This window comes from Streptomyces sp. WMMC940 (assembly GCF_027460265.1).
GTDB lineage: Bacteria > Actinomycetota > Actinomycetes > Streptomycetales > Streptomycetaceae > Streptomyces.
In genome coordinates, this window is sequence record NZ_JAPZBC010000001.1 from 2,804,550 (window position 1) to 2,824,350 (window position 19,801).

21 protein-coding genes are annotated in these 19,801 nt (G+C 71.6%); 10 read left to right on the forward strand and 11 right to left on the reverse strand.

Annotation, left to right across the window (positions count from 1 at the left end):
- Nucleotides 1-37 precede the first annotated feature (37 nt).
- The gene (locus O7595_RS12210; RefSeq protein WP_269728745.1) at nt 38-379 is read right to left on the reverse strand and encodes a hypothetical protein; all 342 of its coding nucleotides are present in this window, start codon (nt 377-379) and stop codon (nt 38-40) included.
- A 50-nt stretch (nt 380-429) separates the two neighbouring features.
- Here O7595_RS12210 and O7595_RS12215 point away from each other — a divergent pair, with 50 nt between their 5' ends.
- Nucleotides 430-1,137, forward strand: a complete 708-nt coding sequence (locus tag O7595_RS12215) for a uridine kinase (RefSeq protein WP_269728746.1) — start codon at nt 430-432, stop codon at nt 1,135-1,137.
- A gap of 166 nt (nt 1,138-1,303) precedes the next feature.
- Here the strand turns inward: O7595_RS12215 and O7595_RS12220 are convergent, their stop codons facing one another.
- Nucleotides 1,304-2,083, reverse strand: a complete 780-nt coding sequence (locus O7595_RS12220; protein WP_269728747.1) for a SigE family RNA polymerase sigma factor — start codon at nt 2,081-2,083, stop codon at nt 1,304-1,306.
- 181 nt (nt 2,084-2,264) lie between these two features.
- Between O7595_RS12220 and afsQ1 the strand changes: the two genes are divergently transcribed.
- The 5 genes from afsQ1 (at nt 2,265) to O7595_RS12245 (ending at nt 6,111) form a co-directional block, all read left to right on the forward strand.
- Entirely contained in the window at nt 2,265-2,942 is a 678-nt protein-coding gene (gene afsQ1, locus O7595_RS12225) for a two-component system response regulator AfsQ1 (RefSeq protein ID WP_026165053.1), read from the forward strand.
- Nucleotides 2,939-4,465, forward strand: a complete 1,527-nt coding sequence (locus tag O7595_RS12230; protein ID WP_269728749.1) for a sensor histidine kinase — start codon at nt 2,939-2,941, stop codon at nt 4,463-4,465. Before afsQ1 ends, O7595_RS12230 begins: the two co-directional genes overlap by 4 nt.
- Entirely contained in the window at nt 4,462-5,172 is a 711-nt protein-coding gene (locus tag O7595_RS12235; RefSeq protein WP_269728751.1) for a hypothetical protein, read from the forward strand. Before O7595_RS12230 ends, O7595_RS12235 begins: the two co-directional genes overlap by 4 nt.
- A 121-nt stretch (nt 5,173-5,293) precedes the next feature.
- Nucleotides 5,294-5,818, forward strand: a complete 525-nt coding sequence (locus tag O7595_RS12240) for a VanZ family protein (protein WP_269728752.1) — start codon at nt 5,294-5,296, stop codon at nt 5,816-5,818.
- A 92-nt stretch (nt 5,819-5,910) separates the two neighbouring features.
- A complete protein-coding gene (locus O7595_RS12245) occupies nt 5,911-6,111 on the forward strand; it encodes a PspC domain-containing protein (RefSeq protein ID WP_269728753.1) in 201 nt (66 codons plus the stop codon).
- A 118-nt stretch (nt 6,112-6,229) separates the two neighbouring features.
- Here the strand turns inward: O7595_RS12245 and O7595_RS12250 are convergent, their stop codons facing one another.
- Both O7595_RS12250 and O7595_RS12255 read right to left on the reverse strand, forming a co-directional pair.
- Entirely contained in the window at nt 6,230-6,538 is a 309-nt protein-coding gene (locus O7595_RS12250) for a hypothetical protein (protein WP_269728754.1), read from the reverse strand.
- A 134-nt stretch (nt 6,539-6,672) separates the two neighbouring features.
- A complete protein-coding gene (locus O7595_RS12255) occupies nt 6,673-7,860 on the reverse strand; it encodes an adenosine deaminase (RefSeq protein ID WP_269728755.1) in 1,188 nt (395 codons plus the stop codon).
- A 560-nt stretch (nt 7,861-8,420) separates the two neighbouring features.
- Between O7595_RS12255 and O7595_RS12260 the strand changes: the two genes are divergently transcribed.
- A complete protein-coding gene (locus O7595_RS12260; RefSeq protein ID WP_332328352.1) occupies nt 8,421-9,101 on the forward strand; it encodes an alpha/beta hydrolase in 681 nt (226 codons plus the stop codon).
- 138 nt (nt 9,102-9,239) lie between these two features.
- Here O7595_RS12260 and O7595_RS12265 read toward each other — a convergent pair whose 3' ends face one another.
- Nucleotides 9,240-10,193, reverse strand: coding sequence for a LysR family transcriptional regulator (locus O7595_RS12265; RefSeq protein WP_269728757.1), 954 nt, complete (start codon nt 10,191-10,193; stop codon nt 9,240-9,242).
- Nucleotides 10,194-10,255: 62 nt separating this feature from the next.
- Between O7595_RS12265 and O7595_RS12270 the strand changes: the two genes are divergently transcribed.
- The 3 genes from O7595_RS12270 (at nt 10,256) to O7595_RS12280 (ending at nt 13,442) form a co-directional block, all read left to right on the forward strand.
- Nucleotides 10,256-11,551, forward strand: a complete 1,296-nt coding sequence (locus tag O7595_RS12270; RefSeq protein ID WP_269728758.1) for an MFS transporter — start codon at nt 10,256-10,258, stop codon at nt 11,549-11,551.
- A 193-nt stretch (nt 11,552-11,744) separates the two neighbouring features.
- Nucleotides 11,745-12,389 carry a L,D-transpeptidase family protein gene (locus tag O7595_RS12275; RefSeq protein WP_269732464.1) on the forward strand — a complete coding sequence of 215 codons (645 nt, stop codon included), beginning with the start codon at nt 11,745-11,747 and terminating at the stop codon, nt 12,387-12,389.
- 66 nt (nt 12,390-12,455) lie between these two features.
- Nucleotides 12,456-13,442 carry a sigma-70 family RNA polymerase sigma factor gene (locus tag O7595_RS12280; protein ID WP_269728759.1) on the forward strand — a complete coding sequence of 329 codons (987 nt, stop codon included), beginning with the start codon at nt 12,456-12,458 and terminating at the stop codon, nt 13,440-13,442.
- Here the strand turns inward: O7595_RS12280 and O7595_RS12285 are convergent.
- The 6 genes from O7595_RS12285 to O7595_RS12310 form a co-directional block, all read right to left on the reverse strand.
- Complete coding sequence (locus O7595_RS12285; protein WP_269728760.1) at nt 13,426-13,746, reverse strand: STAS domain-containing protein; 321 nt, start codon at nt 13,744-13,746, stop codon at nt 13,426-13,428. The two genes, O7595_RS12280 and O7595_RS12285, sit on opposite strands and share 17 nt — an antisense overlap.
- Before the next feature lie 308 nt (nt 13,747-14,054).
- On the reverse strand, nt 14,055-15,332 hold the full coding sequence (locus tag O7595_RS12290) for a thymidine phosphorylase (RefSeq protein ID WP_269728761.1): 1,278 nt from the start codon (nt 15,330-15,332) through the stop codon (nt 14,055-14,057).
- A 101-nt stretch (nt 15,333-15,433) separates the two neighbouring features.
- Entirely contained in the window at nt 15,434-15,853 is a 420-nt protein-coding gene (locus O7595_RS12295; RefSeq protein ID WP_269728762.1) for a cytidine deaminase, read from the reverse strand.
- A complete protein-coding gene (locus O7595_RS12300; protein ID WP_269728763.1) occupies nt 15,850-17,112 on the reverse strand; it encodes an ABC transporter permease in 1,263 nt (420 codons plus the stop codon). Before O7595_RS12300 ends, O7595_RS12295 begins: the two co-directional genes overlap by 4 nt.
- A complete protein-coding gene (locus tag O7595_RS12305; protein ID WP_269728764.1) occupies nt 17,109-18,218 on the reverse strand; it encodes an ABC transporter permease in 1,110 nt (369 codons plus the stop codon). Before O7595_RS12305 ends, O7595_RS12300 begins: the two co-directional genes overlap by 4 nt.
- Nucleotides 18,215-19,798, reverse strand: a complete 1,584-nt coding sequence (locus O7595_RS12310) for an ABC transporter ATP-binding protein (protein ID WP_269732465.1) — start codon at nt 19,796-19,798, stop codon at nt 18,215-18,217. The genes O7595_RS12305 and O7595_RS12310 overlap by 4 nt, the downstream gene beginning before the upstream one ends.
- Between the last annotated feature and the right edge of the window lie 3 nt (nt 19,799-19,801).

A 19,801-nucleotide genomic window follows, 5' to 3' on the forward strand; every position in this document is an offset into this window, starting at 1 on the left:
GCGATCCCCGCGGGCCCGCCGAGCGTGCACCCTCCGGTCAGCCCGGGATCAGCCCGCCGAGCAGCGGGCCGGCGACCGGCACCTCCCGCGGGCTGCCCAGGGACCCGGTGACATGCCGGGTGTCGAGCGCCCTGAAGTCGGCGACCTGCGTGCCGACCCCGTTGTCGAGCGGGTCCGCACCGGTGTGCGCCAGCGGGTTCAGCGGAACGCTCTCGACGGGCGCCCCGACGTACCCGACGCTGTCCGCGAGGGCGTTCACGGTCGCCGAGCCGTGGCCGTCCGCGTGCGCCGCCTGGGCCGGTGCGGCCCCGGCTCCGAGCGCCGCGCCCAGCGCGGTGACGGTCAGCCCGGCCGCCCTGAGGAATTTCGTGCCTGCCATGGAATCCTGCCTCCAGAAGTAACCGGTCGACGACGCAGCGTAGTTGTGATGTGACGCTCGATACCAACCGGACCTCCGGGGGATCCCACGCACGGGTCAATGCCTCACACTGGTGTCCCGTGAGTTCCCAACCCCCGCCGACGCGCGTCGTCCTGCTGTCCGGGCCCTCGGGTTCCGGAAAATCGTCCCTCGCCGCCCGCTCCGGCCTCCCGGTGCTGCGCCTCGACGACTTCTACAAGGAGGGGGACGACCCCAGCCTTCCGCTGATGGCGGGCACCACGGCCGTCGACTGGGACTCCCCCGCCTCCTGGGACGCCGACGCCGCGGTCCTCGCGGTCGCGGAACTGTGCCGTACGGGACGGACGACGGTCCCCGTGTACGACATCGCCACCAGTTCCAGGACCGGCGCCGAGTCCGTCGACATCTCCCGTACGCCGCTCTTCGTCGCGGAGGGCGTCTTCGCCGCGGACCTCGTGGACCGTTGCCGGGATCTCGGCATCCTCGCGGACGCCCTGTGCCTGCGCGGACGGCCCTCGACGACCTTCCGCCGCCGACTCCTGCGGGATCTGCGCGAAGGCCGCAAGTCGGTGCCCTTCCTGCTCCGGCGCGGCTGGCGGCTGATGCGCGCCGAACGCGGCATCGTCGCCCGCCAGACGGCGCTGGGCGCCCACCCCTGCGGCGCGGACGAGGCGCTGGGCCGTCTCGCCACGGCCGCCGCGAGCCACTGCCGCCGCGCGCCGGCGAAGGAAGCGGTGTAGGGAGCCCCCGCCCCCGGGGAGCCGTCCGCCGACGTGGCGGCGCGCGGGCGACGCCCGCTGCTCGGGCCCCGCCGCGGACGCGCGAAGCGGGGTCGTACAGAACCCCCGGTTCTGTACGACCCCGCTTCGTTCCCCCGTGGATCCCCCGTGATCCCCCGTTCCGCCTTCAGGCCACCAGCTCGCCGAAGGACTCTTCCTCGTCACGACCGAAGCTGAGGGCGTCGTCCTCGCGCATCCGGCGCAGGGAGCGCCAGATGCTCGACTTCACCGTGCCGACACTGATGTCGAGGATCTCCGCGATCTCCGGGTCCGTGCGTCCCTCGTAGTAGCGCAGCACCAGCATCGTGCGCTGCAGCTCGGGGAGCCGGGCCAGGGCCTGCCACAGGACCGCGCGCAGCTCCGTGCCGCGCATCGCGTCCGTGTCGCCCGCCGTCTCGGGAAGCTCCTCGGTCGGGTACTCGTCGATCTTGCGCCGGCGCCAGGCGCTGATGTGCAGGTTCGTCATCGTCCGGCGCAGGTATCCGCCGACCGCCGCCTTGTCGCTGATCCGGTCCCACGCCCGGTAGGTGGAGAACAGCGCGCTCTGCAGCAGGTCCTCCGCCTCGTAGCGGTCACCGGTCAGGTGGTAGGCGGTCGCGTACAGGGAGGCGCGGCGCTCCCGGACGTAGGCGGTGAACGCCGCTTCGGCGTCCGCCCGCTCCCCGGGAACGCTCCGCTCCCCCGCTGCCTCCCCGTACGCGCTTCCCCCGTGGCCCCCCTCGGCCCTGGCGTCGACGACCGTCATGCAGGACGTGCGTCCCTGCTCGGCGGTCGACGGCCGGTACTGGCGCCCGGCGCCGCGAACGCACCCCCGCCCGTTCACGGCGCCGGACTTCTCGGTGTTCCGCACGACGTCGTGGAGACGTGTGACAACCGCGCTCGAAGACGTGCTGTGCAGTGCGTTCATCCCGCGCCCCCCGTCGGTAGGAGTCCGTTCGTGCCTTGTGGAGAAGACTCTGCCCGGGGGACTTCACACCGCTGTCCGCCGACTGTCACAGGCCTGTCACAGGGCCCCGTGTCCCTGGCGGGACGGGCCGGAGCGGTCCGGCGGTCGAACTGTCGGGGCCGCATGGGCCAGAATGACCTCCGTGCCATTCCTGTTGCTGATCGAGGACGACGACGCCATCCGCACGGCCCTCGAACTCTCCCTGTCACGCCAGGGCCACCGTGTGGCCACCGCGGCGACGGGCGAGGACGGCCTGAAACTGCTGCGCGAGCAGCGGCCGGATCTGATCGTGCTGGACGTGATGCTGCCAGGCATCGACGGTTTCGAGGTGTGCCGGCGGATCAGGCGCACGGACCAGTTGCCGATCATCCTGCTGACCGCGCGGAGCGACGACATCGACGTCGTCGTCGGGCTGGAGTCGGGCGCCGACGACTACGTGGTCAAACCGGTGCAGGGGCGGGTGCTCGACGCCCGGATCCGCGCCGTGCTGCGGCGGGGTGAGCGCGAGTCGACGGACTCGGCGACCTTCGGCTCGCTGGTCATCGACCGCTCCGCGATGACGGTCACCAAGAACGGCGAGGACCTGCAGCTCACGCCGACCGAGCTGCGCCTCCTGCTGGAGCTGAGCCGCCGGCCCGGTCAGGCCCTGTCCCGCCAGCAGCTGCTGCGCCTCGTGTGGGAGCACGACTACCTGGGCGACTCCCGGCTGGTGGACGCCTGCGTCCAGCGGCTGCGGGCGAAGGTGGAGGACGTGCCGTCCTCGCCGACGCTGATCCGCACGGTCAGAGGTGTGGGCTACCGGCTGGACACGCCTCAGTGAGCGGTGCCGCAAAGAGGGCCATACTCGCGGGACTTGGCTGGACCAGTCTCAGACTGCGCCTCGTCGTCGTGTTCGGCATGGTCGCGCTGACCGCCGCCGTGTCCGCGTCCGGGATCGCGTACTGGCTGAACCGGGAGGCCGTGCTGACCCGTACGCAGGACGCGGCGCTGGGCGACTTCCGGCAGCAGATGCAGAACCGTGCCGCCTCGCTGCCCGCCCGCCCCACGGAGAGCGAACTGCAGACGACGGCGGAGCAGATGGCGGGCGGCACCGCCGGCTACAGCGTGCTGCTGCTCGGGGAGCGGGCCGCCGGCAAACCGATCGTCGGCGCCTCCGACCCCGACGTCTTCACCCTCGACGACGTGCCCGCGGAGCTGCGGAAGGCGGTGAACGACCAGCCGCATCTGTTCTGGGTGCGCACCCAGCGCGGCAACACGCCCTATCTGGTGGCCGGCACGCGCGTCGTCGGCGGCGGGCCCACGGGCTATCTGTTCAAGTCCCTCGACCAGGAGCGCCAGGACCTGAACTCGCTGGCCTGGTCGCTGGGCATCGCCACGGCCCTGGCCCTGGCCGGCTCGGCGCTGCTGGCCCAGGCCGCCGCGACCACCGTCCTCAAGCCGGTCCAGCGGCTCGGGCAGGCGGCCCGTCAGCTCGGCGAGGGCAAGCTGGACACCCGGCTGCAGGTGTCCGGCACGGACGAACTGGCCGAGCTGTCCCGGACCTTCAACAAGGCGGCGGAGTCGCTGGAGAAGAAGATGGCGGACATGAGCGCGCGGGAGGAGTCCAGCCGCCGCTTCGTCGCCGACATGTCGCACGAGCTGCGTACGCCGCTGACCGCGCTGACCGCCGTGACGGAGATCCTGGAGGGCGAACAGGACGCCCTCGACCCGATGATCGCCCCGGCCGTGGAACTGGTGGTGAGTGAGACGCGGCGGCTGAACGACCTGGTGGAGAATCTGATGGAGGTGACCCGCTTCGACGCGGGCACCGCGCGACTGGTCCTCGACGACGTCGACGTCGCCGACCAGGTCACGGCCTGCATCGACGCGCGGGCCTGGCTGGACGCCGTCGAACTGGACGCGGAGCGCGGCATCATGGCCCGCCTCGACCCCCGCCGCCTCGACGTCATACTCGCCAATCTGATCGGCAACGCGCTGAAGCACGGCGGTTCGCCGGTGCGGGTGGCGGTGCGTACGGAGGGCGAGGAACTGCTCATCGAGGTACGGGACCACGGTCCGGGCATTCCGGAGGAGGTCCTGCCGCACGTCTTCGACCGGTTCTACAAGGCGAGCGCCTCGCGTCCGCGGTCCGAGGGCAGCGGACTGGGGCTGTCCATCGCGATGGAGAACGCCCTGATCCACGGGGGCGGCATCACCGCGGCCAACTGCACGGACGGCGACGGCGGTGCGGTGTTCGTGCTGCGGCTGCCCCGTGACGCCTCCGACATCACCCCGGAGGGCCACGGGCGGGCGGCGTCCCGGGAGCGCGAGGGCGAGCAGGAAGAGGAGGGCGGCGCACGGTGAGCCGAGTACATGGGTCACGCAGGGTCCCCGCGCCGGAAGCGGCGGCCGGCACCGCGGACGCGACCGGGCCGGGCCGGAGCCCCGCACGGCCCGCGCTGCGCCGGACCGCGGTGGCCGTGGCCGGTGCCGTCGCCCTCGCTGTCGCCGTGGGCGGCTGCGGGATCAGGACCACCACGGTCCCGGTCGAAGCCGGCGCGGCGCCCTCCCGGGTGCCGTGCACCCTCTCCGGCAAGGAGACCGCCACCGGGACCCAGCCGCAGATGCCGGTACGGGTGTACCTGGTGTGCGCGTCGGCGCTGGAGGCGGTGGACCGTACCGTCCCGATCGCCGAGGGACGGACCGGCGACCGGGTGCGGATCGCCCAGGCACTCCTCCAGGAGCTGCGGGAGGACCCGTCGGAGACCGAGCGGGAGGCCGGGTTCGCGAGCCTCGTACGGGGGCCGCTGACGGTCTCCCCGCCGCGTGACGGCGATCCTGCGGGCACGCTGCGGCTGAGCCGGCAGCCCGAGGACCTGCCGCCGGCGGCGCTGGCGCAGCTCGTGTGCACGCTGGCGGAGAGCGAGGCGGCGAGCGCGGGCGGCACGGTGGTGCTCGCGGGACCGGGCGAGTACGTGCCGCGCGGCTACCGCTGCACGGACTCGGTGAAGCAGCGTCCCGACACGGCCCTGCCGACCGCGGGCCCGTTGCCGTCGCCGGCCGCCTCCTGACGAGGACCCCGGCGGGCGATGACTCCGGCGCGACCGGCACGGAACCGATCCCGCCGGTCGCCGCGTCTTGGGGGGCGTGCAGCGTCAAGGTTCGGGCGGCAGTGCCGCCATCCGCTTCCGCGTGGCAGGAGGCGTCCTCCTGCTCGCACATCTCGCTCTCGTGGCGTGGCTGACGCTCCGCCCGCTGGATGTGCCGTGGGTGACGGCGGCGAACCTGGAACCGCTGGCGGGCATCAAGGCCGACCTCGCGGCGGGCCCCCTCCACGCGCTCCGTCGGATCGGCGAGGGACTGCTGCTCCTGGCGCCCCTCGGGATACTGCTCCCGATGGCGGGCGGCAGGCTCGCCGTCTCCCCCTGGGCCTCACTGGCGCGCACGGTCGCGGCGGGGGCGCTGCTGTCCCTGGGCATCGAACTGCTCCAGACCGCGGTGCCGGGCAGGGTCGTCGACGTGGACTCGCTGCTGCTCAACACCGCCGGGGTGGCGCTGGCCCATCTCCTCGTCGTTCCCGCCGGTCGGGCCCGGCTGCGGCGCGGGGGCTCGGGACGGCGGCCGGCGGGCCGTGGGAAGGACCGGGGACCCCTGCTCCGGGAGGACGCTCCTCAGGGGCCCACCCCGACGATTCCCAGGGTCGGGATCGCCCCCTAGAGCGACGCTTGTTCCGATCGTTCCGGGTGAACATGGAGTCATCGGGAGCCCGACGGAGCGGCTTCCACGTAGGACTCGTGAAGGAGCACACCATGGCCGCACTTGCCCGCCCCCGCGACGGACGGATGATCGGCGGAGTGTGCGCAGCGCTGGCACGGCGCTTCGGCACCTCCGCGACCACGATGCGCGTGATCTTCCTGGTGTCCTGTCTGCTGCCCGGCCCGCAGTTCCTGCTGTACCTGGCGCTGTGGCTGCTGCTGCCGACGGAGAAGAGCGCCCCCACCGCCTGGTGACGACCGCCGCGACCACGCGCAGGAGGCGCGCACCCGGGCGTCCCGGGTGCGCGCCTCTCGTCGTCGGCGGTCGCGCCGTGGGGCGCCCTCGCCGGTGACCGGACGCCGCGCGCGCCGGTCACACGGGCAGCGGAAGACCGTTCAGCGGGAGGCCGTTCAGCGGCAGACCGCTTGCCGGCAGGCCGCTGACCGGCAGACCGCCCAGGAGGCCGCCGGCCGGGGCGGGCGTGGGCAGGATCCTGGGGCCGGACTGCTGGGCCAGCTCCTCGACGGCGGGCAGCGCGGTCGGCTGGACGGCGGAGAGGGCGTCCACGGGCGTACCGACGTCGGGGAGGGACGTCGTGGCCGACGCGGAACCGGCGGCGGCAGCGGCGAAGGCGGCGCCGAGAGCGGCGACACCGAGGGTCTTGGCAGCAGCTTGCTTCATCAGGTGTGTTTCCTTGGGGAGGGGAATTGCACGGCTTTGCAAGCTAGCCAGCGCCGCCACGGCCCCGCAAACACCCGGGGAAAGGAAAAACGACCGGGGGTTGACACTCCCGGCCGTTTCCACATCACTTCGGTTCAGCCCTTTTTCGCGGCGGAACCGCTGGTCGTGGCGGTCTGTTGGAAAAGCCACTCCGACCTGAGCTCGGCGTATCCCGGCTTGATGACATCATTGATCATCGCGAGCCGCTCATCAAAAGGAATGAACGCCGACTTCATCGCATTGACCGTGAACCACTGCATGTCGTCGAGCGTGTAGCCGAACGTCTCGGTCAGCAGCTCGAATTCGCGGCTCATACTCGTGTTGCTCATCAGCCGGTTGTCCGTGTTCACGGTGGCCCGGAAGTGCAGCCGTCGCAGCATCCCGATGGGGTGCTCCTCGTACGAGGACGCGGCGCCCGTCTGCAGATTGGACGTCGGGCACAGTTCGAGCGGGACCCGCTTGTCCCGGACGTACGCGGCGAGCCGCCCCAGCTTCACGCTGCCGTCGGCGGCGACCTCGATGTCGTCGATGATGCGGACGCCGTGGCCGAGACGGTCCGCGCCGCACCACTGGAGGGCCTGCCAGATGGACGGCAGCCCGAATCCCTCGCCGGCGTGGATCGTGAAGTGGTTGTTCTCGCGCTTGAGGTACTCGAACGCGTCGAGGTGGCGGGTGGGCGGGTAGCCGGCCTCGGCGCCCGCGATGTCGAAGCCGACGACACCCGCGTCGCGGTAGCGGTTGGCGAGTTCGGCGATCTCCAGGGCCCGGGCCGCGTGCCGCATCGCGGTCAGCAGGGCACCGACCCGGATGCGGTGGCCGTTGGCGCGGGCCCGGCGTTCACCCTCCCGGAAACCGTCGTTGACCGCCTCGACGACCTCCTCGAGGGTCAGCCCCGCTTCGAGGTGCTGCTCCGGCGCGTATCGCACCTCGGCGTACACGACACCGTCCTCGGCGAGGTCCTCGGCGCACTCGATCGCGACGCGCTTGAGGGCCTCCCGGGTCTGCATGACGGCACAGGTGTGCGCGAACGTCTCCAGGTAGCGCTCCAGCGAGCCGGAGTCGGCCGCCTCGTGGAACCAGATGCCGAGCTTGTCCGGCTCGGTCTCGGGCAGGGCGTCGTAGCCGACGGCGCGGGCGAGGTCGATGACGGTGCCGGGGCGCAGCCCGCCGTCGAGGTGGTCGTGCAGAAGAACCTTCGGGGCGCGGCGGATCTGGTCCGTGGTGGGCCCCTGGTGCCCGGGGGCGCTTCCCCGGGAGGATGCGTGGGGTGTCTGGCTCGTCATCTCCGCACTCTAATCCCTACGCGCGTAGAAGGCAGATGCACGAATCACCTGTCGATACGTAACAGTGACCGTGCGGACGGGTGGAGTACACCCGCCCTTCTGAGAATGTTCTGCCGTGACTCCACCCACGCGTGAACGCGCGGGCTTCCCGTGGCGGTGGCCGGGCCCTGTTGAGGACGTTCGACGCGCCGACGTGGTCCGCGTCCACGGTGAACCCGCGCGCCGTGCAGGTGAACTGCGCTCGGGGACGCGGTCCTCCTCCGCGACGTGCCCGCAGGACGGGCAGGTGCGGGAGGTGCCGCGGGGGTGGTCCACGGCGATGACGTTCCGACCGGTGCTCCCCCATCGGCTGAAGTCGGTGGTCCCCTTGCTCAGGAGGATTGATGGCACACCACGCACTGCCCCGGTGGTGGGGGCGCACGGGCGCGACGGGAACGCCCCGTGCCCGGTTCGAGGGGAACGCGGCACGAGGGGAACGGCGGGACGGCACGGCCGCGCAGGCCCGGCTGGGCCGGGCGGTCCGGCCCCTCGGAGAGGCGGCGGACGGCGTCGTCACCGGAGTGGTGCTGGTACTGCCGGACGGTGAGCCCGAGTCGGCACGCGGCCCGTCCGCGGTCTCCCGCGCCTCCGCCCTGCCGCTGGCGCGCTCCCTGGCCCGGGCGGGCCGCGCGGACGGCCTCGTCGCCCACGTCGTGCGCTACGGCGGACGCGGCTGGAACGGCACGGACGCCCGGCTCGCGACGGACGCGTCCTGGGCGGCGGACGAGGCGGTGCGGCGCTACGGCGACGTCCCCGTCTGCCTGGCCGGACAGGGCATGGGAGGGCGGGCGGCCCTGCACGCGGCGGGGCACGGCGCCGTCAACTCCGTGCTGGCTCTCGCCCCCTGGCTGCCGGAGGACGACGTCGCGGCGCAACCCGAACCGGTGAAGCAGCTCGCGGGCCGCCGGGTGCTGATCGTGCACGGCACGAACGACGCGAGGAGCGATCCGGAGCTGTCGTACCGGCTGGCGGAGCGGGCGAAGAAGACGAACCGGGACACATGCCGGTTCGAGGTCCATTCGGACGGGCACGCGCTGCGGCAGTACCAGGCCGAAGTCCGGGCACTGGCAGCGGACTTCGTCATCGGCTCCCTCCTGTCGCGCGCCTACGCCCGCCCCGTCGCGGACGCGCTCGCCGCGCCGCCGCCACTGGGACTCCGGATGCCGCTCGCCGCGGGCTTCGGGAGGGCGCTGCGCCACTGACGGCAGGGGCGCCGCCGTGCGGTACGCGCGTACGCGGCAGCCGGCGGTACGGGGACGCCGCTCCGGCGTCCCCCGCGGGGCGTCGCACTCGGGTGCGCGGGCGCGTTCGCCGGTGCGGCCGGGCCCCCGTAGCGCGGCTCAGTCCGGAAGCAGGTTGCCCCGGCGCGACAGCAGGAACTTCTTGAACGCCGCCACCGGCGGAGTGTCCGCGAGCCCGTCCAGCCATGCCACCCCCACCTCCCGGATCGCCCGCGGCGCCGTCACCGTCAGCTCGACCACCCCCGGCCGGGGCACCGCCGGCGGGGGCAGCAGGGCCACGCCGAGACCCGCGGCGACCAGGCCGCGCAACGTCTCGGCCTCCTCCCCCTCGAACGCGACGCGCGGCGAGAAGCCCGCCTCTGCGCACAGCGCGTCGGTGATGCGGCGCAGCCCGTAGCCCGGTTCGAGGGTCACGAAGGTCTCGTCCGCCGCCTCGGCCAGCCGGACCCGTTTCCGGGTGGCGAGCCGGTGGTCGTCGGGCACGACGAGCCGCAGCCGCTGCTCGTCCAGGCGCCGGGCGACCAGGTCGGGTGCGTCCGGGACCGGCGAGGTGAGGCAGAGGTCGAGCTCGCCGGCGCGGAGCCGCTCGATCATCGCCTCGCCGTAGTTCTGCACGAGCGTGAAACGGATCCGGGGGTGGTCGACGCGGAACGCCCGGATCAGTTCGGGCACGGTCTCGGAACCCATGGTGTGCAGGAAGCCGAAGGCGACCTTGCCCCCGGACGGGTCGGCGTCGGCGCGTACCGACTCCGCCGCACGCTCGACCTCGCCGAGTGCCCGCTCCACCGAGACGAGGAAGTCGCGACCCGCGGGCGTCAGCGACACGGTGCGGCCCTTGCGGGTGAACAGCGTCACGCCCAGGTCCTGTTCGAGGCGGACCATGGCGCGCGACAGGGTCGACTGGGGCACGCCGAGTTCCTGCGCGGCCCTGGTCACATGCTCCTGCCGGGCGACCCCGGCGAAGTACGCCAGCCGCGGCGCGAGCAGCAGCCGCATGTCTTCTTCGTAACTACTCGGTGACAGGCGAGCCTGTGAGCTGTATTCATGCGCCATGGGAACGATTAAAGCCGTTCCATGCATTGGACGCATCAAAACGGTGCGCCTACCTTCGAGGTATGCCTTCCGCAAGTACCGGGGCACCCGCCACCGTGGGTGCCCTCCCCTCGCCGTCCCCCGAACCCACCTCGTCACGGCTCGCTCCCGGAGTCCCCGGCTACCGGCGGATGAGCTTCGCGCTCTTCTCCGCGGGCGTCGCCACCTTCGCCCTCCTCTACTCCACCCAGGCCCTGCTGCCCGCCCTGTCCGACGACTTCGGCGTGACGGCGAGCGAGGCCAGCTGGACGGTCTCCGCGGCCACCGGGGCACTCGCCCTGTGCGTGCTGCCGCTGAGTGCGCTCTCCGAGCGGTTCGGCCGGGTGCGGCTGATGACGGTGTCCCTGGTGGCGGCGACGGCCCTGGGGCTGCTGGTGCCGTTCGCGCCCGGCCCGGAGTGGCTGGTGGCGCTGCGCGCGGTCCAGGGCGCGGCACTGGCGGGCATCCCCGCCTCGGCGATGGCCTACCTGGCGGAGGAGGTGCGCCCGAAGGCGCTGGTCGCCGCGATCGGTCTCTTCGTCGCGGGCAACAGCATCGGCGGGATGAGCGGCCGGATCGTGACCGGCTGGGTCTCGCAGGCGTGGGGCTGGCGGGCGGCGCTCGCCGCGGTCGGACTGATGGCGGTCGTCTGCACCGTGGCGTTCCGGCTGCTGCTGCCGAAGGCGCGGAACTTCACACCCGGTTCGCTGAACCCCGGGGCGTTGGCGCGCACCGTCCGCGGTCATCTCTCCGACCCGCTGCTGATGCGGCTCTACGGGATCGGCGCCCTGTTCATGACGGTCTTCGGCGCGGTCTACACCGTGATCGGCTACCGCCTCGTCGGAGCCCCGTTCGGTCTCCCCCAGGGTGTCGTCGGCTCCGTCTTCCTGGTCTATCTGGTCGGCACCCTCTCGTCGGCCGCCGCGGGGCGTCTGGTGGGCAGGCTGGGTCGGCGCGGTGCGCTCTACCTCGCGGTCGGCACGACGGCGGCGGGTCTGCTGCTGTCGCTCGCCGACTCGCTGACCGCGGTGCTCCTGGGCCTGGTACTGATCACGGCCGGCTTCTTCGCGGGGCACGCGGTGGCCTCCTCCTCGGTCAGCCGCACCGCGACGACGGGCCGCGCCCAGGCCTCGGCCCTGTACCAGTCCGCGTACTACCTGGGCAGCAGCCTGGGCGGCACCCTCGGTGCGGTCGCCTTCCACTCGGGCGGCTGGGCAGGCACGGTCCTGCTGGGGCTGCTCGCTGTGCTCGGCGTCGTGTCGATCACGCTGTACGGGACGTACGCGGCCCGGGCCCGGGAGAGCCGGCCGATGCTCTCTGCGGCGGCAGTTCGCCACTGAGGCTCGTGTGACGGCGGCCCCGGAAATCCGCCGAATCCGTCTCCTCCTCCCTACAACCGCGGCTCCCCCCTACGCGTCCAAAGGTCAAGGCAACCGCACCGGGCGTACAGGGGAGTTGGTGACCGTGGGCCGCACAGCACACTGGGGGACCGTACGGAGACGGGGTGGTGTCGCCCTCGGCGTCACCGGGCTGGTGGTACCGCTGGGTCTCGCGCTCGGCGCGGCGCCGGCCCTGGCGGCGTCGTGCACGACGTCGACCGGGCCGTACCAGAAGCAGGTCGAGAAGTTCATGGGCCTGAAGGTCGACGGGCGGCAGTCGCCGTCCGACTGCAAGGCGATCCAGACCTTCCAGCGCTGGCACGGGATCACCCCGACCATCGGCTACGCGGGTCCGGTCACCTGGCGCACGATGAACACCATCCTCGCCCAGCGGGCCGCGGGCACCACCCCGAACAGGGCCGGCACGTGCCCGACGAACAAGGGGCGCATCGCATGTGTCGACCTGACCAGGCAGCTGAGCTGGATCCAGGACGGTTCGAAGCTGAAGTACGGGCCGGTGCCGGTGCGGACCGGGCGGGACGGCGCGGAGACCCGGACCGGCGCCAAGCGGGTCTACTACCGCAGCGCCAACCACTGGTCGACGATCTACAAGGTGTGGATGCCGTACTCGCAGTTCTTCGACGGCGGGCAGGCGTTCCACTCGGTCACCAAGAGCATGTACAACCCGCCGGGCTCCGGCGGCTGCGTCAATATGCGACCGGCGGACGCCAAGGCGTACTGGAACCTGCTCAAGAACGGGGACGACGTGTACGTCTACGGCCGCAAGCCCGGAACCTGACCCTCGTTGTCAGTCCCCTCCGGTAGCGTCCGAAGGGCTGGTGCGGACGGCGACAGGGGCGGAACCATGGGTGATCCGGCAACGACACGGGACCTCGAGTCCCGGCTGGAGGGCTTCCGGACGGAGCTCACCGGTTACTGCTACCGCATGCTCGGCTCGGCCTTCGAGGCGGAGGACGCGGTCCAGGACACGATGGTGCGGGCCTGGAAGAGCCTCGAGAAGTTCGAGGGGAGGTCCTCGCTGCGTTCCTGGCTGTACCGCATCGCCACGAACGTGTGCCTGGACATGCTGAACGCGGGCAACCGCCGCGCCCGCCCGATGGACCTGACCGCCGCCACCCCGGTGACCCAGGCGCAGCTCACCGCCCGTCCGGAGATCACCTGGCTGGAACCTGTGCCGGACGGGCGGGTGCTGCCGTCGGTGGCCGACCCGGCCGACACGACGGTGGAGCGCGAGTCGATCAGGCTGGCGTTCGTCGCCGCGCTGCAGCACCTGCCGCCGAAGCAGCGCGCGGTGCTGATCCTGCGGGAGGTGCTGGCGTGGAAGGCCGCCGAGGTCGCCGAGCTGCTGGGCACGTCCGTCGCCTCGGTCAACAGCGCGCTCCAGCGGGCCCGTGCCACCCTCGGCGAGTACGACCCCTCGGACTCCGATCCGGCGGACCCGCTCGACCAGGAGCAGCAGAAGCTGCTGGAGCGCTATGTCGCCGCCTTCGAGGGGTACGACATGCAGGCGCTCACGGCACTGCTGCGCGAGGACGCGACGATGTCCATGCCTCCGTACGACCTGTGGCTGCGCGGCCACGACGACATCGTGGGCTGGATGCTCGGCGTCGGCGAGGTGTGCCGCGGCTCGAAGCTGCTCCCCACGGTGGCCAACGGCTCGCCGGCCTTCGCCCAGTACCACCCGAGCCAGGACGGCGAGGGGTACGAGCCCTGGGCGCTGATCGTGCTGGAGGTCGCTGGCGGCCGGATCGGCGCGATGGACTTCTACCTGGACACCAAGCGCTGGTTCCCGCTGTTCGAACTGCCGGAGCGGCTCAGCGCCGGGGGCTGACCGGCGCGGGCAGGTCCGGGTCGTCGTCGCCCAGCCCTACGAGGGCGAGCAGGGTGAGCAGCTCGTGACCGGCGTTCGCCAGTCGCAGCTCCCGGCCGAGTCGGCGGGCGGTGAGCCTCAGCCGGGCGACGGCCTCGACGGCGGTCAGATCGGCGACGGTCAGCCGGGCCGCGTCGCACACGACCTCCCGGCCGGCGCGGCCCCCGGCGGCTCGTCTCCGCAGCAGGGCGCACAGCAGCGGCACATCGGCCGGGGTGATCCGGCCGACGAGTTCCAGAACGATCGGCTGCCGAGTGCTCTCCACACGAGAGGAGACCGCGCCCGCGACGACAACTCATCGGATCGGCGCGGTCACTTCCCGCGTGGGGCCCGCGCGCACGGCAGGCCGGGCGGGAAGTCAGCCGACGGGAAATGCGCCCGTGTCGATCGTGAGGTCGTAGGGGGCGGGGATGTGGAGTCCTTCCCCGTACTTCACCGTGTCGAGCACGCGGTGCATGGCGGTCTCCTCTGTCGGTGCGTCACCGAGTCCAGCATGCCGAACGGGACCGGCGGCCCATCACCGATCCCGTTCGCCCGAAAACAAGCACCGGGCTCCTGCCCGCGCCCGTCCCATTAGGCGATGCGCTCCAGCACCACCGGGGTCGCCTCGTGCGAGGTGCCCGGTGCGGCGATGTCGAAGGAGCCCTCCAGGGACTGCAGGGCGTAGTCGAACTTCTCGGGGGTGTCCGTGTGCAGGGTCATCAGCGGGGCGCCCGCGGTGACCTCGTCGCCGGGCTTGGCGTGGAGCTCGACGCCCGCGCCCGCCTGCACCGGGTCCTCCTTGCGGGCCCGGCCCGCGCCCAGGCGCCAGGCCGCGACACCGACCCCGTAGGCGTCGAGCCGGGTCAGCACGCCCGAGGCCGGAGCCGTGATCACATGCTGCTCGCGGGCGACCGGCAGCGCGGCGTCCGGGTCGCCGCCCTGTGCGGCGATCATGCGGCGCCAGACGTCCATCGCCGAACCGTCGGCCAGGGCCTTCGCCGGGTCGGCATCCTTGATGCCGGCCGCGTCGAGCATCTCGCGGGCCAGTGCGAGGGTCAGCTCCACGACGTCCGCCGGGCCGCCGCCCGCCAGCACCTCGACGGACTCGCGGACCTCCAGGGCGTTGCCCGCCGTGAGGCCGAGCGGCGTCGACATGTCGGTCAGCAGCGCGACGGTCCTCACCCCGTGGTCGGTGCCGAGGCCGACCATGGTGGAGGCGAGCTCGCGGGCGTCCTCGATGTTCTTCATGAAGGCGCCGGAGCCGACCTTCACGTCCAGGACGAGCGAGCCCGTGCCCTCGGCGATCTTCTTGGACATGATCGAGGAGGCGATCAGCGGGATGGCCTCGACCGTGCCGGTGACGTCGCGCAGGGCGTACAGCTTCTTGTCGGCGGGGGCGAGCCCGTCGCCCGCGGCGCAGATGACCGCACCGGTGGTGTCGAGTACCCGGAGCATCTCCTCGTTGGACAGCAGCGCCCGCCAGCCGGGGATGGACTCCAGCTTGTCGAGCGTGCCGCCGGTGTGGCCGAGGCCGCGGCCGGACAGCTGGGGCACGGCTGCGCCGCAGGCGGCGACCAGCGGGGCCAGCGGGAGCGTGATCTTGTCACCGACTCCGCCCGTGGAGTGCTTGTCGGCGGTCGGGCGCGAAAGCGACGAGAAGTCCATGCGCTCGCCGGACGCGATCATCGCGGCGGTCCAGCGGGCGATCTCCGTACGGTTCATGCCGTTCAGCAGGATCGCCATAGCCAGCGCCGACATCTGCTCGTCGGCGACCTTGCCGCGGGTGTACGCGTCGATGACCCAGTCGATCTGCTCGGGGGTGAGTTCGCCTCGGTCGCGCTTGGTGCGGATGACGGAGATGGCGTCCATGTGCTTGGGGTCCTTCCGGGTGCGAACCAGGTGGTGCGAAAAATGTCGCGGCCCCTCCGCCGGAGCAGCGGAGGGGCCGCCGGGTCATGGCCCTGCGGGGCCTAGCCGAGCTTCTCCGGGCCGAAGGCCAGGGGCAGCATCTCGGAGAGAGGCAGGATGCCCGCCTCGGTCTCCAGCAGCAGACCGGGGCCGCCGAACTCGTACAGCAGCTGGCGGCAGCGGCCGCACGGCATCAGCACGTCGCCGTTGCCGTCCACACAGGTGAAATGCGTGAGCCGGCCACCGCCCGAGGCTTGCAGCTGCGAGACGAGCCCGCACTCGGCGCACAGCGACAGTCCGTACGAGGCGTTCTCGACGTTGCAGCCGCTGACCGTGCGGCCGTCGTCGACGAGGGCGGCCGCGCCGACCGGGTAGCCCGAGTACGGGACGTACGCGTGGGACATCGCGTCCCGCGCCGCCTCGCGCAGGGCTCCCCAGTCGACGGCGCCGGCGTCGGCCGCCGGCGCGGGGCCGTGCGTCACTTGCCCTGGCCCTTCTTGTACGGCTGTCCGATGACCTTGGGTGGCCGCAGACGCTGCGCCGACAGCGCGAGCACCAGAAGGGTGGTCACATAGGGCGCGGCGTCAACGAACTGGCTGGGCAGCGCGTCGGTGAGCCCGTACCAGGCGAAGAGCAGGCCGGAGACACCGAGGCAGATACCGGCCTGCCAGTGCTTCCTCTTGTACAGCTGCCAGGCGAAGACCAGCACCAGCAGGATCGCCAGGAGCAGGAGCATGGCGTGGACGTTCTCGGCGCCGCCACGCAGCTTCAGGCTGTCGGTGAAGCCGAACAGTCCGGCACCGAGCGCCAGTCCGCCCGGCATCCAGTTACCGAAGATCATGGCGGCGAGACCGATGTAGCCTCGGCCGCCGGTCTGGCCCTCCTGGTAGATGCCCGTGGAAACGATGGCGAGGAACGCGCCTCCGAGTCCGGCCAGCGCACCGGAGACGATCACGGCGATGTACTTGTACTTGTAGACGTTGACGCCGAGGGACTCGGCGGCGACGGCGTTCTCACCGCAGGACCGCAGCCGCAGACCGAAGCCGGTGCGCCACAGGACCCACCAGGTGGCGGGGACGAGCAGCAGCGCGATGACGGTCAGCAGGGAGAGGTTGGTGACCAGTCCGCCGAGCACGCCCGCCAGGTCGGAGACGAAGAACCAGTGCTTGGCCTGCAGGTCCGCCAGGGCGTCCGAGAGCCCGGGAATCGTGATCTCGGTGATCGCGTCGATGCGCGGGGACTGCTTCGAGGAGCCGCCCGGCGCCTCGGCGAAGGTGAAGTCGGACAGGTAGCGGGTGGCACCGACGGCCAGGATGTTGATGGCGACACCGGAGACGATGTGGTTGACGTTGAACGTCACCGTCATGATCGCGTGCAGCAGGCCGCCGAGCGCGCCGCCGATGATGCCCACCGCGACGCCCGTCCAGGGGCCCCACTGGTAACCCGCCCAGGCGCCGAACCAGGTACCGAGGATCATCATGCCTTCGAGGCCGATGTTGATCACGCCCGCGCGCTCCGCCCAGAGGCCACCGAGACCGGCGAGACCGATGGGCACGGCAAGCTGGAGGGCGCCGGACACCTGCCCGACCGAGGTGAGGTCGTCGGCGCCGCTGATGACGCGGACCAGCGAGAACAGTGCCAGACCGCCCGCGATGATGAGCAGGATCATGGGCACGGAAAGGGTGCGACGGGCGCGCTTGATGGGCGCCGCGCCGGCCGGGACGGCCGTGGTGGTCGTCACGCGGCCACCTCCTCACGGTTCTTGCGGGCCTGGGCGGCGAGTTCCTCGCCGACCTTCTGCTGCTGGCGGCGGAGCCCGTACTGGCGGACGAGTTCGTAGGACACGACGACCGCGATCACGATCAGGCCCTGCATGATGATGGAGATCTCCTTGGGGTACCCGGCGAGACCGAGCCCTTCCGCCGTCTTCTCCAGGAAGGAGATGAGCACGGCGGCGAAGAAGATGCCGATGGGGCTGTTGCGGCCCAGCAGCGCGATGGTGATGGCGGTGAAGCCGACACCCACCGGGAAGCTGAGGCTGTAGGTGTGGGTCTGCCCCAGCAGCATCGGCATGCCGGCGAGGCCCGCGACCGCACCCGAGATCAGCATGGCCGTCATGACCATCTTCTTGGCGTTGACGCCACTCGCCTGCGCCGCGGACTCGCTGGCGCCGGTGGCGCGCAGGTCGAAGCCGAAGCGGGTGCGGTTCAGTACGAACCAGTAGACGAGGCCGAGTGCGAAGGCGACGAAGGTGAAGCCGTAGATGGTGCCGCCTTCGAGCTCCAGACCGGGGACCCAGCCGGACTCGGCGATCTCCCCGGTCGTCAGGTCGTTGGAGCCCTCGGGCTGCACACCGAGGTTGGCGGGCAGGATCAGCCAGGCGATCAGGCTGGTCGCGATGGCGTTCAGCATGATCGTGGAGACGACCTCGCTGACCCCTCGGGTCGTCTTCAGGAGGCCCGCGATACCGGCCCAGAGCGCGCCGACGAGCATGGCGACGAGCACGATCAGCGCGACGTGCAGCGGGCCGGGCAGCTCGACGGAGGCGCCGACGACGGCCGCCAGCATCACCGCGAGGCGGTACTGGCCGTCGACGCCGATGTTGAACAGGTTCATCCGGAAGCCGATGGCGACGGCGAGGGCGGCGAGGTAGTAGATGCCGCTCTGGTTGAGGATGTTCACCTGGACATCGGTGAACTCGACCTGCTCCGCCATCAGCTGGTAGGGCTCGATGGGGCTGAGGCCCGACGCCAACAGCACCACGGAGGTCAGCACGAAGGCGACGACCAGGGCGAGCGCCGGCCCGGCGAAGCCCAGGATCAGCCGGTCCTTGTCGAATTTCTTCATCGGCCCTCACCGGTTCCGTTCTCGTGGTGCTCAAGGTGGCCGGTGGCGGCGCCGGTCATGGCCGAGCCCAGCTCCTCGGGGGTGATCGTGGCGGGGTCGGCGTCCGCGACCAGCCGGCCGCGGTACATCACCCGCAGGGTGTCGGAGAGCCCGATGAGCTCGTCCAGGTCGGCCGAGATCAGCAGCACCGCGAGACCCTCGCGGCGGGCCTCGCGGATCTGGTCCCAGATCTGTGCCTGGGCGCCGACGTCCACACCACGGGTGGGGTGGGCGGCGATCAGCAGCTTGGGCGCGTGGCTCATCTCGCGACCGACGATCAGCTTCTGCTGGTTGCCGCCGGAGAGGGAGGCTGCGGTGACGTCGATCCCGGGGGTGCGGACGTCGTACTCGCGCACGATCCGCTCGGTGTCCTTGCGGGCGGCCTTGAGGTCGAGCAGGCCGTTCTTGCTGTTGGGACGCTCGGTGACATGGCCGAGGATACGGTTCTCCCACAGCGGGGACTCCAGCAGCAGACCGTGCCGGTGGCGGTCCTCGGGGATGTACCCGATCCCGTCCTCGCGGCGCTTGCGGGTCGGCGCGTGGGAGATGTCGGCACCGTCGAGGGTGATCACGCCGCCGTCGGGGTCGCGCAGGCCCATGAGCGCCTCGATGAGCTCGGTCTGGCCGTTGCCCTCGACTCCCGCGATGCCCATGACCTCACCCTTGTGAATGGTGAGGGTGATGCCGGCGAGGACCTCGCGGACGACGCCGTCGGGGTCGACCGCGGTCAACCGGAGGTTGTCGACGTCGAGCATCGGCACATCGGTGACCGTCGACTCGCGCGTCTCCGGCGAGGGGAGCTCGCTGCCGACCATCAGCTCGGCCAGCTGCTTCGGGGTGGTGGTGCGCGGGTCGGCGGTGCCCACGGTCGTGCCGCGGCGGATGACGGTGATGTCGTCGGCGACCGACAGCACCTCGCCCAGCTTGTGGGAGATGAAGATGACCGTGAGTCCCTCGGCCTTGAGCTCCCGCAGGTTGTCGAAGAGCGCGTCGACCTCCTGCGGGACCAGCACGGCGGTCGGTTCGTCGAGAATCAGAGTGCGGGCACCACGGTAGAGGACCTTGAGGATCTCCACGCGCTGGCGGTCGGCGACGCCGAGCTCCTCCACCAGGACGTCCGGGCGGATGTTCAGCCCGTACGCGTCCGAGATGTCCTTGATCTTCTTCCGGGCCTTGGCGCCGATGCCGTACAGCTTCTCGCCGCCGAGGACGACGTTCTCCACCACGGTGAGGTTGTCGGCCAGCATGAAGTGCTGGTGGACCATGCCGATGCCGGTGGCGATGGCATCGGCCGGGCTGTGGAAGCTGACCTGGTTGCCGTCGACCGTGATGGTGCCCTCGTCCGGCTTCTGCATGCCGTAGAGGATCTTCATGAGGGTCGACTTGCCGGCACCGTTCTCACCGACGAGGGCATGGACTGTGCCCTTGCGGATGGTGATGTCGATGTCGTGGTTGGCGACGACGCCAGGGAAGCGCTTGGTGATGCCGTGCAGTTCTACGGCAGCAGCAGCCGGCGGCGATGACGGACTGGACGCGTTGATGAC